The sequence below is a fragment of the Caballeronia sp. LjRoot29 genome (assembly GCF_964252755.1).
In the GTDB taxonomy this organism is placed as follows: domain Bacteria; phylum Pseudomonadota; class Gammaproteobacteria; order Burkholderiales; family Burkholderiaceae; genus Caballeronia.
Genome location: NZ_CAXUPU020000012.1, coordinates 68718 through 81232, shown reverse-complemented (window position 1 = coordinate 81232; position 12515 = coordinate 68718). Strand labels below are relative to the sequence as shown.

Below are 12515 nucleotides of genomic sequence, written 5' to 3'. Positions count from 1 at the left end.
CCTCCAGGGTTAGAGACCGAGCCGGCCGGTCGACAAGAGCCACCCCGCGATAATCGCCAGCACGACCAGTGCGGCGAGAATCGCGATTTCGAATGGCCTGAAAAGACGTGCGCCTTTCTCGCGCCGCGCCCAGCCATAAATCAGGACTCCCGGAGCGTAGAGGAGAGCCGCGAGCAGCAGATACTTGAGGCCAGCCGCATAGAGAAGCCAGCCGCAGTAGATCGTCGCCAGCAAGCCGATCACCATGTCGCGGCCGCGCGCGCTTTCGCCGGGGTGGTAACCGTCACCGCTTGCCGCTGTGCGCGCGGCGTACACGGCGGAGAACAGATACGGAATGAGGATCATCGACGTCGCGAGGGAGATCAGTGCCTGATAGGTTGCATTCGAGACCAGCGTGAGAACCAGGAAGAGCTGTACCAGACCGTTTGTGATCCAAAGCGCATTCGCAGGAACACCGTGGACATTTTCGCGTGACAGGAAAGTCGGCATGACGCCGTCGTTCGCCGGTGTGAACAGGGTCTCAGCGGCGAGCAACGTCCAAGCGAGTAGGGCGCCGCCCACCGAGACCAGAAGGCCGATACTGATGAGTACCGCGCCCCAGTGTCCGACGGCCTTGTCGAGCACACCCGCCATCGATGGATTTTTCATTCCAGCAAGTTCAGCTTGCGGAATGATGCCGAGGGACAGCACGGAGACTGCCATCAGCAAGACCAGCACCACCGCGAAACCGAGCAGCGTGGCGCGGCCAACGTCCTTGCGATTTTGGGCGCGCGCGGAGTAGACGCTCGCGCCTTCGATACCAATGAACACCCACACCGTGATAAGCATGGTGCTCTTCACCTGGTCGAACACGGTGCCGAGCTTCGGCGTGCCCCAGAAGTCCTGGGTGAACACATGGCTTCTGAAAGCAACCACGGCGAGAACGATGAATATCAGCAGCGGGACGATCTTTGCGACGGTAGTTAATCCATTGAGCAGCGCCGCGCCGCGTACGCCACGCAGGATCATAAAGTGCATCGCCCACAATACGACTGAGGCGCCAACTATCGCGGCGGGCGTATTACCGTCGCCAAAGAGCGGGAAGAAATAGCCGAGGGTGCCGAACACAATGACCAGGTAGCCGACATTGCCGATCCATGCGCTGACCCAATAACCCCACGCGGAACTGAAGCCGACGAACTCACCCGCGCTTGCACGGGCATAAGCATAGACGCCGTTGTTGAGGTCGGGCTTGCGCGTGGCGAGTGACTGGTAGACGAACGCAAGCATCAACATGCCGACGCCGGTAATCAACCATCCAAGGATGACGGCGCCCGCGCCTGCGCCCGACGCCATGTTTTGCGGTAGTGAAAAAACGCCGCTGCCGATCATCGATCCAACAACGAGCGCCGTTAGCAAACCGAGCTTCAATGGCTGAGGCACAACAGCATTCATGACCCGTCGCGCGGGAGGCGACGATTTATCTACCAGTGGTTCCGCAAGGTTCTTCATCACCGTCTCCTGAAATGTCGGATGGCCCAATTAGGTCACCTGGACGGCGCCGTCCATTTGATGTGGATCAAGCATCGAGGGACCATCCCTAAAACATGCTCACGTAAATGGCCGCGAGTCCATGATCGTTCTGCACCAAGAGCGCATCGAAATCGAGCGAGACTTGCAGCGAGCCGAACGCCGTTTTCGAGAAAATCGTCGATATCACGGATGTACAGGACTGCATCGTTATCCATGGTCACTTGTAGAAGCTTGCGGACGGTGCCCTGCGGATATCGCTCCATCCATGTTCGTGACCAAAACCCCGCGACATACGACATAAAATTGCTACTCGAACGTGGCTGCGTTCTGGCATGAACCGGGCCTGCGTTCTAGCTTGATTCAGGTCAATGCGCAGGGGCAGCGGCAGTACATCATGGTTGCAATAGCGAGAGTTTTCGCTCTGCCACCGGGATATACCCACTGGCCTGAGGAAAGGTGATGACGCGAACGAGATAATCGCCTTAACGATCGAAGGAGTGGTGTGATGGGTGTCGGAATGCAAATCGCTTATATGGGCTTTGTCGGATCAGCGGAAATAGAGTCCGAAGCAAGCGTGCAGCTTGTTCGAATTGATCGGTTCGCGCGTTTCGTTGCGGGCTGTCATCTGGCCATCGAGTCCTTACGTAATCTCGACGGCTCGCGGTCGTACGATGCCCGGCTCGATCTCATCACGCGCGACTACAACATGATCCCGGTCGAGCATGTGACCCATAGTGATCCGCAAGTGGCGATCCGGGCGGCTTTCGATTCGGCGGTGCGCCTGCTCGAAAAAGTGGGCGCGTCGGTAGGTTCGACAGTAGGTGCAGATCTAGGAGACGAGAAATGATCAGGATTGAACCAAGAATTGCTGTTGCGGCAACTTCAGTTTTTGTTGCACTGGCCGGCCTTGCGGCCGCCCTTCGCGGCATGATCTTCGATGAGTCCAGTCTCGTTCGATATGGCGTCGCGGCAATCATTGCAAGCGTCGCACTGCTTGTCGTGATGCTCAATCCGCCACCCTCGCCGCACGAGTGGTGAACGCGACTCGACCCCCGACTGCATCCCCGGGGGTGAACACTTTCTACTCGTCGAATACCTCGTTCTCGGCTTCAATCGAGTCGGACTCGATGCATTGAACATGCCAGCGATCCAGGCGCGCTTCCAGATTCGCGTCCCTGTACCACACCACACGTCCAAACTGGCCTTCGATCAGGCGAGTAGGGTCTTCCAGATCGAGGTCGGTCAAGGCGCACAGTGCGTCTGTTGAATCCGGGTCGCAGATCAGCGTTGCGCCGGGCGCAGTGCGCAAAAGGCCCCAGGACGGAATGTCGACGCCGCTGTGCATTTCCCGCGACCAGTGGCTCAAGTCCAGGTCTAGCCAAAGGACTGCAAAGCGGTCCGGGTCTTTAGGTCGATCCAACTTGATCGTGATACGCATGGTGTCCTCCGCAACATTAGATTAGTTACTCAATACCCATTGAACGAGCGTACGGGCGTCTTCTCGCGAAAGCGGACCACCGCGATCAGCCGCCGCCGGCATTGCCATATCGCCCCAATGAGCGGGGCCGCCGACCCGCAATTTTTCCTCAAGCATCGATTCGGCGTTCGGAACGTTGCGATAGCGCGCCGCGATTTGCTGAAATGATGGCGCAAGAAAGGGTGAGTCGACGGTATGGCAGAACATGCAGTGCTGCTGATCGACAAGCGCTTCCGGCTCCGGCGACGCGTGCGCCTGGATCCCTATGCACAGCAAAAGGCCGGCGATACCGGCATGACTCGATCGCTGAAGTGGCTGCATCGACAGGCTCCAATAGTATGTTCTTTAATCGACCGCGTTGCTCGATCAGGTATGCGGCGATGGTTTCATCGAGTCCCCGCGGGCACGCAGCGGACCAGAACCTACCGACAAAACCATGCTGCCCCTTGGCTGTTGTGTATCGTTGATCTGAATCAAGAGCCGCCCATCGACGAGGAATCACGACACTACATCCTGGATCGGCCGGCGCGGCGAATGGGCAGCATGCGGTCCGCGTCCCATGCGCAGCAGCAGTTGCGGTTGCGCGGTCATCCCGGTAATTTGCCTGAGAGAGTCGCGCAATTGCTCAGTCTCTACTGGCTGGTTCAGATAGGACGCGGTGAGTCCTGACTCGACACCGGTCAGCAACACACGCTCGAGGGCTTGCCCCGCGGCGAGCCACGACTGAGGATCGTCAATGCCGGTGCCGATGCAGAAGAGGATGGGCGATGCCTGCACGAGGCTTTCGTGCGCTGCAGCAATGCCCCCTCCCAGATCGAAGGTGCGAATGACCGAGGTGACCAGTGGCACCGCGATGTCCAGCAGCTTGCTCACACCGGGACCGTAGGCGGGCATACCGTCGTCCGTGCGCCGGGGATGAATCCAGCTCGCCAGTTCGCGTCTGAAACGAGGGTCGTGGAACTGAATACGATCGGCCTCGGCTATCAGTTGGGCGATTTCTTCTCGCCTGCGCAGATCGTCGATGCATACAGCCTGCACGCCTTCCGCCTCTGCCGCACCGAGGAGCCGCTGTTGTATCTCCGGTGCGACGGCTTCAGCGTGAAAAGCTTCACGCGTCGTCACGCGTCGGGCAAGGGCGTCAAACAGTGGCGCGATGCTTGCATCCCTACCCCCGCTCGCGAGCACGCGCACCTTTGCGAGCACGTCCGGTTCAGCGCCCGAGGGTAGCAACGTAATGGCATAGCCAAGTCCGAAGTGACTGAGCGCGACACGCAAGTTGAACAGCGCAGCGCCACAACTGATGACCAGTTCACGGTCGAACGGATCGACCACCGAGAGGGCTCGCGTGCGGTCGGCGCAGAGCATCACCGTGTCGCCATCAACGATAAAGCGCCAAGGCTGCGAGTTATGGCTTGAAGGGGCAAGCACCGCGTAATTCAGCGCAAAACGCAGGCGCGCTTCGGCGCATGCTAGCGGCGACAAATGGCTTTCTTCGATGTCCCATGCTGTATGAGGTGCAAGCGTCGGCATTTTGTATCACCATGTTTCGATGGATTCGTGCCTTCATCGTGTCAGCATCGCGGCGACAAGGTGTTGACCCAAGTCAAGCGAGCCCGCGCGTCATCAAGTGGAATAGAGCGGAGCCGGTTACCAAGGCAACGGACAGCAGGAGATTCGACATGCGAGCGATGGTTTTCGACGGCAGTGGGCCGGTGCTGCGTGAAATGAACTTGCCCGATCCGGTGGCGGGGCCCGGACAATTGTTGATCGATGTACACGCGTGCGGTGTTTGCCGCACTGACCTTCATCTGGTCGACGGCGAGCTTCCGGATCCAAAACGGCCGGTTATTCCCGGCCACGAGATTGTCGGCGTGGTGGCTGCGCTCGGCGACGGAGTGTCGGGGTTCCGCCCGGGCGACCGGGTTGGTGTGCCGTGGCTCGGCCACACGTGCGGAGCTTGCCCGTTTTGCCGTTCAGGCCGCGAAAACCTGTGCGACCGGCCGGGTTTTACCGGCTACACGCTCGATGGCGGCTACGCGGAGCGTGTGGTCGTCGAAAGCGAATATTGTTTGCACTTGCCGGAGCGGTATTCGGACGAAGAAGCGGCCCCATTGCTGTGCGCTGGGCTGATCGGCTATCGCTCGCTCGTGATGGCGGGTGATGCGAAACGACTCGGTATTTACGGGTTCGGCGCAGCGGCGCATCTTGTCGCGCAGATCGCGCGGCGTCAGGGACGCAGCGTCTATGCATTCACGCGCGAGGGCGACGTGGCTGCTCAGGCGCTCGCCATGCGGCTCGGCGCGTGTTGGGCCGGTAGCAGCACTGAACAGCCTCCCGAGGAGCTTGACGCAGCCTTACTGTTCGCACCGGTGGGCGCGCTGGTCCCCGCGGCGCTCAAGGCGGTGACGAAGGGCGGTATTGTCGTCTGCGGGGGCATTCATATGAGCGATATTCCATCTTTCCCATATGCGTTTCTTTGGGGCGAACGGAGCGTTGTGTCGGTGGCGAATCTCACTCGCGAAGACGGACGCGCATTCATGCGCCTCGCCGATGAATTCCGGCTCCAAGTCGCGACCACTGCTTACAGCCTCACGGATGCCAACCAGGCACTCGATGATCTGCGCGCTGGCAGGGTGCATGGCGCTGCAGTTCTCAAGGTGGCGCGCTGAGGGCATGCGGCACGGTCAAAACGCATGGCGTCGCTTTGACTACCAGGAAGAACCGCGCGCTCGATCACACCTTGGCCAGCTTTTCGCCGTCGAGGATGGTTATCTGTTTGCCGTTGGTATCGACGACGCCTTGCTTTTGCAACTTTGAGAACATCCGGCTGACGGTCTCGAGTTTCAGGCCGAGAAAGCTGCCAATCTCTTCGCGCGTCATGCGCAGATTGAATTGCGCTGCGGAATATCCGCGGGCCTTCATCCGGGTCGACACGTTCATCAGGAATGCAGCGACGCGCTGTTCGGCGCTCATCGTCCCGAGCAACATCATGAGGCCGGATTCGCGCACGATCTCCCCACTCATCATGCGATGGACGTGCTGCTGCATGGATTTTACGTCGTGGCACATCTCCTCGAGCAAATGAAAGGGGATCACACACACTGTACTGTCTTCAAGGGCGATCGCGTCGCAATTATGTTCGTCAGAACAGACCCCGTCGAGTCCGAGCGGTTCACCCGCGATATGAAATCCGGTGACTTGTTCATGGCCGTCGCGATGCATGACGACGGTTTTGAAGCAGCCGGTGCGCACCGCATAGATGCTCTCGAAGGAGTCCCCGGCGCGATACAGCGACGCACCGCGCCTGACGAGATGAGTGGAACAGACAATGGTGTCGAGCCGGGTCAGCTCAACTGGCGTTAACTGTTGGGGCATGCAGGCGGAGTGCATCGAACAGGTAGAGCAGCGCGTGCCGGCGCGCGCGGCCGGAGACGGGGCGAACGCGATATCGGCGTACCCCAGATGTGCGAGAGGAGGCGTGTTCGAAGTAACGGACGCGCACGCGGTAGCTGAAGACATGCTGTTCTCCTGATTGATCGGTTAGTAGCTCACGCCGCTTTGCATTGCTTCTCTTTTGCCAATCGCACGATCGTCATCTTGTCCAGCGCAGATCAGGGTCGCGAAGGGGTGCCGGACAAGGCGTGCATTGTCGACAAGGAAGACCATCAGCGCAGCGCGCATCCATTCGAGTTCACGCCTCGAAGTATCTTTGAAGCTATCTCAAAATAAAATGGGCGAGCGGCGCGACTTGAGGTAGGGATTCAGGAAGGCATGTAGGAAACGGACTACGCGCTCGCCGTGTGATGGGGTGTCTCAGGCGTCGTCTTCTTCAATGAGCTTGTTGCGCACCGCGTAGCGAACCAGAGCGGCTTCGTGCGGCATCTGCATTTTTTCGAGAATGCGCGTTTTGTAAGTGCTGACCGTCTTGGCGCTGACGGACAGCGCCTGAGCGATTTCAGTGATCGTCTCGCCAGCCGCGATCCGCCGAAACACGTCGAACTCGCGGTCAGAAAGGCGCTGGTGCGGCAAGTCACCGGGAGGTTCGTTCAAGGTTTGCGCCAGGCGCTCGGCCATGGTCAGGCTGACGTATACACCGCCTGCCGCGACCTTGGTCACCGCCGTGACGAGTTCGGCGCTCGCACTTTCCTTGGTCAGATAGCCCGATGCACCCGCTTTAAACGCACGCACCGCATATTGCTGTTCCGCATGCATGGTCAGGACGAGAATGCGCAGCGTTGGCTTTTCGTCCTTGATCTGCTTGATCAGATCCACGCCGTTTCGGCCCGGCATCGAGAGGTCGAGCACCAGTACGTCCGCGACGGTCGAACGAATCATCGCGATGGTGGTAACGCCGTCGCTGGCTTCACCCGCGACCTCGAAGCCGCTTGCACTGAGCAGGATATGGCGCAGTCCGTCGCGCACCAGGGCATGGTCGTCGGCGATCAGTACACGTATCATCGCAGAGGTTGGTCCTTGAATGTTGCCTTCATTCGGAGATACCTTTGTCGTCTTGCAAGGAGACAAGGGGCAGCGTCACGCTCATGGCGAAGCCTTGGCCGACAGCGGTTTCAATCGATACGGAACCGTTCAGCTGGTGCACCCGCTCGCGTATTCCGATCAAGCCAAACGACTTTTGCCGCGCATCGGCGCGCTGGTTCGCGCCTTGGCCGTCGTCAGTAATGCGCACAACGCACCAGTCTGCCTCGTGGCGCAACTCCAACTCGACATGTGAAGCGTTCGAGTGGCGCGCCACATTAGTGAGCGCTTCCTGCACGATCCGGAAGATGGCGGTCGAGCTATCGCGGCTGAAGTCGGTAAGCATGCCATCAATTCGCGACTGAACCTGAATTCCGTAACGGTTCGTAAAGTCGTTGACCAGCCATTCTATTGCCGGAACCAGACCGAGGTCATCCAGCATCACGGGTCGCAGATCGGCGGCAATCCGACGCATCGAGGCGACGGTTGCATCGATCAGGCGTTGCATGCCACGCAGTTGCGCGCGAGCATCGGCATCCGTTCCGGGTGCCAATTCAAGAGACGATACGTCCATTTTCAGCGCAGTCAGTTGCTGACCCAGATCGTCGTGTAACTCCCGCGCGATCCGGGACTTTTCCTCCTCACGAATGCTTAGCAGGTTAGCCGAAAGCTCGCGCAACTCCTCGTGCGAACGCTGCAGCGCGCGTTCCGCCTCCAGGCGCGGTGTGATGTCGCGAAGCATCACGGTGTAAAGCTTGCCGTTTTCATCGTCGAACTGCGAAATTGATGCTTCGATCGGAAACTCGTCGCCATTTGCACGCAAGCCGTACAGTACGCGCCTGCCGCCCATCTGCCGGTCTGACACGCCGGTTACGCCGAATTGGCGGACGTGCGTAGCGTGAGCGGCACGAAATCGCTCGGGCACAAAGCGCTCAAGGGACGCACCAAGCGCATCGGAGGCGGGACAGCCGAAAAGCCGTTCTGCCATCGGATTGAACATGACGACACGCTGGTTCTCATCGATCGTGATGATCGCTTCCATGGACGACCGGATGATGCCAAGAAGGCGCGCCTGGCTCAGCGGGTGCGGTACCGATTCCGTGCGTTGGGAGGCTTTGGCCTTACTGACCATTCGACCAGCGTCGGCTATGTCCAGCGGCGCTCCGTTTTTCGCTGCCACGTTACGTCGTTTAGTTGACTGGCCGGCCATGGTGTCTATGAGAAAGGAAAGGGTGCGATCAGGGAAACTTAGGATACAGCATGCCGGCTACAAAATTTTCCGGTTGGTCAGTGCGACTTTCCATGTGATGTGACAGGCGACGGCGATTTGATGTAGATCAAGCGGGGTCGGGACCCCGTCGCGGACACTAACTGTAACCATTAATTAAGGGGCCTGTCATGTACAAACGAATTCTCGCGGCTCTCGACGGAAGCCATAGCGCGCATCTCGCGCTCGAAGATGCCCTTCAGCTGGCGCACGCAGATGATGCGACTGTCATGGTGGCGAGTGTTGTCGAGCCTAGCTTTCCTGTGTACGACCTGGTGGTTGGTATTAGCGAAACCGAGGCGTCCCACGTTGCCGCACAGAAATCGGCGCAGCAGGAATTGGACCACGCGCGCGAGCTTTGCGCGCTGCGCGAAGTGCGCGCTGTAACACAGATAATCGATGCGCACGGGGCAAGCGTCCCAAGCGCGATCATGCAGGCAGCACAAGCGTTTGAAGCCGATCTTATCGTTTTGGGAACGCACGGACGTCGGGGTGTGCGCCGGCATCTGCTCGGCAGCGTTGCGGAAACGGTCCTGCGTTCGAGTCGTGTACCCGTTCTCGTGGTTCGCGACGATGCACTGGATGTTGCGCTCGCGAACTGCCAGTGAGGTCGCCCGCGGCTCGGGTAGAAGCGTATGGGTCAAGTGTTCGACGTGTCCTGATTGCTGGTTTCTCCAGCGAGCTTCGTTTTGTGCACCGCGTCGCCTGTTGTGCGAGGGTGTGTCAAATTTCAAAAATCGGATGTGTTAGACGTCTTTTCAGACGGTCGCCTTACTCGTCCCGATACGCCGCGAAGCCTTTATAGGCCCTTCTCGAAAGTCGACCTTGGTTGTAGGGCACCTAGTCTGCGATTCTGGCACCCCCGCTCGATCACTGATACTCGAATTGGCCACTTCTTAGCCCCTCCGCGTGTCTAGATTCCCTCCCTTGAGGCCACCTCTACTTGTGTGCGGGATCGCACATTCCTGATCTTCCAGTAGATAGTGGTGGTGTAGGGTAGTGAATCAGGCGAATTGGCTGCTTTTCGTGAAGAAGTCGCCGACAAGCCAGCCGAACTCTGCAGGCGGTGTGCCTTTGATCGTGCCGCATATGTCGAACAGGACGATCAAAGGCAATTTCCATTGTTCGAGAACGTGTCCAGCATCAAATCCGTGGTCTCACAGCGCAAGGAAAATTCGAACTCCCCATACGGCGCAGAAAGGGGTGCACCCAGGATTCGGATGAAGGCGCGCTTTGGATGCGCTGCACAAGCGGGTATTAACACCTTGGGGTAGAGCATTGGCGCTCCGGTTTTATCTGTGGTCGCAAGCTCTGAAAACGTCTCGGGCGTCTATCCTCTCTACGGCCACCACCGCCCAGTCAAGTTGGACTTGTGCATAACGGTCGTGCCCCACGTACCCATAAAAAAAGCGCCATGGCGGACCCAAATGTTGTACTCGGGCACTTTTCCAGGCGCGCAATCTTAAAAGTCAGTGTGTCGTTCAATGAGACATGAATACCGGGGTGATCATACTTTCGAGCATGGTTCTGGTGACGCCGCCGAGCACCCGTTCTTCAGCGCGTGCGTGACCGTATGCGCCGAGTACCAGAAGATCCGAGTTTGTATCGGCGAGTGCGTTAAGCAACATAGCGCCGCTACTGACGCCGGACACGTGCAGCAATGATGTAAAGCCGGCCCGTACGTTCTGCCGTTCCAGGTACGTCGCCAGATCGAGTCCGACCGGTTGTCCTTCTTCGGGATGCCGAATCACGCAGACAATGTTCACGAAACGCGCGCGTTGGAGAATTGGAAGGGCGTCTGCTACCGCGCGAGCGGCTGTCTGCCCGCCGTCCCACGCAATCAATACCGTGTCACCGAAGCGCTCCACACGCCCCGCGTACGGAAGCACAATCGCCGGTCGACCGCTTCCCATCAAGATATCTTCCAGGAAATGCCTCGCGATATGCGCCGCCGGATCCGATGGATCTTGCTGACCAAGTATCAGCAGGTCGGCATGGCGTGCGTGCAACGTTGCGTTTTCGATGGCAGGGCCGGGCGGTGCGCGCCACTCGCCATTGACGCCCGCCCGCTGTGCTGTTGCCGTAAAGTGGTCACGAGCCCGCTGCTGCCGTGCTGCGCTCTGCGCTTCGTTGACGGCCAGGTTCAGGCTTTCGTCGCGTCTGAAGAGAGGTCGCAGGAGATCCTGACACACGACATAAAGTCCGATCAGGTGTGCGTCGTGCTTAAGCGCAAAGTCGACGGCGAACTCGACGCGCGCATTGCTGCGCTGGCTGTCGTCAATATGGACGAGTATTGTCTTGTAGCTCATAGCCATGCTCCGGCGATGTCAGGTGCTGAAAGAGGGTGTGGCTCCTTTTGCGCCGCGGTATGCAGCGGGACGAGCAGCACCGGGCGAGTCGAGATGCGCAGGAAGCGTTCGGCCACGCTACCGAGCACAAGGCGCCGCCAGCCGCGCCGTCCGTGCGTGCCCATGACCACCAGATCGGCGTCGAACTCTGTCGCGGCGCGCGTGATTTGCTGCGCGATGTCGTCGCCGACTGGGTCTACCTCGAGTACGCGCGTCGAGCCTTTGACGCCCTCTCGCTGCATCTTCGCGGCGGCGTCGGCGAGCACGCGTGTGCCTTCCTTGACGAAAGCTTCGCGCAATGACGTCGGATCGAACGCGGCCTCGGAATACATGAGCGGCGGCACGTCCACTACATAAAGTGGTTTGAGTTCTGCGTCGTGTTCGTGCGCAAGTTTAAGCGCGGCATCGAGGGCGCACGTGGACGTTTCGCTGCCGTCGATCGGCACAAGAATACGTTTATACATAGCTGTTCTCCTTGGCTTTAATGTGACATCAATACGGGCACGGTCATGGATTGCAGCATGCTGCGCGTCGCACCGCCCATGACGAGTTCCTGCCAGCGCGAGTGGCCATATGCTCCCATCACCACCAGATCGGCGTTCAATTGCGACACGCGAGAGAGCAGCATCTCGCCCAGCGGCACGTCGTCGATACCATCCAGCTCCGCCACTTCAGCTTTAATTCCATGGCGCGCCAGCACGAGCGCGATGTCGGCTCCGGGAATGCGGTTTCCGCGCGGCTCGTCCTTCAGACCGTTAAGCGTAACGATGGTGGTTTTTTTGGCGCGCTGCAGCAGTGGCAGGGCGTCGTGAACGGCGCGGGTTGCTTCGCGGCTACCGTTCCATGCAACCATGACATTCTCGCCGAGCGTCGGGAACACACCGACGTAGGGAATGAAGAGCACCGGCCGGCCCGCTGACAGGACAAGCGTCTCAGGGAAGTGATCGGCGATAAACGACTCGGGGTCGTTGGGATCGTCCTGGGCGGCAATGATTAGATCCGCATAACGGGCGTACCGCGGCATTGCTTCGCTCGCGTACTCATTATGGTCAATCCACTGCCCCGATACGCCCGCACGCAACAACTCCGCCTGAAAGACCCGCTCGAGTGCGTCGTGCCGCTTCCGGCGGAACTCGCGGTGCGCTTCAAAGTACTCGGCCGATCCGGCCATGACATAGAAGGAGCGCGGATCCGGGGTGAACGCCGAAAACACGCCGCTTACATGCGCATCGAATTGCTTGGCGAGCCGCAACGCGTATTCGAGCCGGGATTCCGAGTGTTCGCTCGTGTCGAGTTGAACGACGATGCTCTTGTAACTCATCGCGAGTGCTCCGTTAGTGAGTCAGTGAAGGCGCCCGCATCGGTCCAAATCGTGCGCTCCTGATTAAAAGTGTATGAGTTGCTGCTGCCAGCCGATTGATGCAGATCAAGTACA

General features: G+C 59.2%; 14 protein-coding genes and 1 pseudogene. 4 read left to right on the top strand and 11 right to left on the bottom strand.

What is annotated here, in order from left to right:
• Positions 1–9: 9 nt before the first annotated feature.
• Together arcD and ACSQ83_RS15730 are read right to left on the bottom strand one after the other, a co-directional pair.
• Complete coding sequence (arcD, locus tag ACSQ83_RS15735; protein ID WP_436186576.1) at positions 10–1491, bottom strand: arginine-ornithine antiporter; 1482 nt, start codon at positions 1489–1491, stop codon at positions 10–12.
• Between the two features lie 88 nt (positions 1492–1579).
• Complete coding sequence (locus ACSQ83_RS15730) at positions 1580–1717, bottom strand: hypothetical protein (protein WP_436228790.1); 138 nt, start codon at positions 1715–1717, stop codon at positions 1580–1582.
• Between the two features lie 300 nt (positions 1718–2017).
• Between ACSQ83_RS15730 and ACSQ83_RS15725 the strand changes: the two genes are divergently transcribed.
• Together ACSQ83_RS15725 and ACSQ83_RS15720 are read left to right on the top strand one after the other, a co-directional pair.
• A complete protein-coding gene (locus ACSQ83_RS15725) occupies positions 2018–2359 on the top strand; it encodes a hypothetical protein (protein ID WP_436228789.1) in 342 nt (113 codons plus the stop codon).
• A complete protein-coding gene (locus ACSQ83_RS15720) occupies positions 2356–2550 on the top strand; it encodes a DUF2964 family protein (RefSeq protein WP_436186574.1) in 195 nt (64 codons plus the stop codon). The genes ACSQ83_RS15725 and ACSQ83_RS15720 overlap by 4 nt, the downstream gene beginning before the upstream one ends.
• A gap of 43 nt (positions 2551–2593) precedes the next feature.
• On the opposite strand, the gene ACSQ83_RS15715 is transcribed toward ACSQ83_RS15720, so the two are convergent.
• The 3 genes from ACSQ83_RS15715 to ACSQ83_RS15705 all read right to left on the bottom strand — a co-directional run bounded on the left by ACSQ83_RS15715 (position 2594) and on the right by ACSQ83_RS15705 (position 4519).
• Positions 2594–2950, bottom strand: coding sequence for a DUF3564 family protein (locus ACSQ83_RS15715; RefSeq protein ID WP_436228788.1), 357 nt, complete (start codon positions 2948–2950; stop codon positions 2594–2596).
• 21 nt (positions 2951–2971) lie between these two features.
• Positions 2972–3310, bottom strand: coding sequence for a c-type cytochrome (locus ACSQ83_RS15710; protein ID WP_436228787.1), 339 nt, complete (start codon positions 3308–3310; stop codon positions 2972–2974).
• Between the two features lie 177 nt (positions 3311–3487).
• The gene (locus ACSQ83_RS15705; RefSeq protein ID WP_436228786.1) at positions 3488–4519 is read right to left on the bottom strand and encodes an Acg family FMN-binding oxidoreductase; all 1032 of its coding nucleotides are present in this window, start codon (positions 4517–4519) and stop codon (positions 3488–3490) included.
• Positions 4520–4668: 149 nt separating this feature from the next.
• On the opposite strand from ACSQ83_RS15705, the gene ACSQ83_RS15700 reads away from it, so the two are divergent.
• On the top strand, positions 4669–5658 hold the full coding sequence (locus ACSQ83_RS15700) for a zinc-dependent alcohol dehydrogenase family protein (RefSeq protein WP_436228785.1): 990 nt from the start codon (positions 4669–4671) through the stop codon (positions 5656–5658).
• A gap of 64 nt (positions 5659–5722) precedes the next feature.
• On the opposite strand, the gene fnr is transcribed toward ACSQ83_RS15700, so the two are convergent.
• The 3 genes and pseudogenes from fnr to ACSQ83_RS15685 form a co-directional block, all read right to left on the bottom strand.
• Positions 5723–6508 carry a fumarate/nitrate reduction transcriptional regulator Fnr gene (fnr, locus tag ACSQ83_RS15695; protein ID WP_436228784.1) on the bottom strand — a complete coding sequence of 262 codons (786 nt, stop codon included), beginning with the start codon at positions 6506–6508 and terminating at the stop codon, positions 5723–5725.
• Between the two features lie 294 nt (positions 6509–6802).
• Positions 6803–7447, bottom strand: coding sequence for a response regulator (locus ACSQ83_RS15690; protein ID WP_436186568.1), 645 nt, complete (start codon positions 7445–7447; stop codon positions 6803–6805).
• A gap of 28 nt (positions 7448–7475) precedes the next feature.
• A pseudogene (locus ACSQ83_RS15685) lies at positions 7476–8549 on the bottom strand (PAS domain-containing sensor histidine kinase); the annotation flags it as partial.
• 314 nt (positions 8550–8863) lie between these two features.
• Between ACSQ83_RS15685 and ACSQ83_RS15680 the strand changes: the two are divergent.
• Positions 8864–9340 carry a universal stress protein gene (locus tag ACSQ83_RS15680; protein ID WP_436228783.1) on the top strand — a complete coding sequence of 159 codons (477 nt, stop codon included), beginning with the start codon at positions 8864–8866 and terminating at the stop codon, positions 9338–9340.
• An 873-nt stretch (positions 9341–10213) separates the two neighbouring features.
• Here ACSQ83_RS15680 and ACSQ83_RS15675 read toward each other — a convergent pair.
• From ACSQ83_RS15675 to ACSQ83_RS15665, 3 genes are read right to left on the bottom strand one after another with little or no spacing between them, the layout of a single operon-like run.
• Positions 10214–11041, bottom strand: a complete 828-nt coding sequence (locus ACSQ83_RS15675) for a universal stress protein (RefSeq protein ID WP_436228782.1) — start codon at positions 11039–11041, stop codon at positions 10214–10216.
• Complete coding sequence (locus ACSQ83_RS15670; RefSeq protein ID WP_436186565.1) at positions 11038–11544, bottom strand: universal stress protein; 507 nt, start codon at positions 11542–11544, stop codon at positions 11038–11040. The genes ACSQ83_RS15675 and ACSQ83_RS15670 overlap by 4 nt, the downstream gene beginning before the upstream one ends.
• Before the next feature lie 17 nt (positions 11545–11561).
• A complete protein-coding gene (locus ACSQ83_RS15665; protein ID WP_436228781.1) occupies positions 11562–12401 on the bottom strand; it encodes a universal stress protein in 840 nt (279 codons plus the stop codon).
• Positions 12402–12515: the final 114 nt, after the last annotated feature.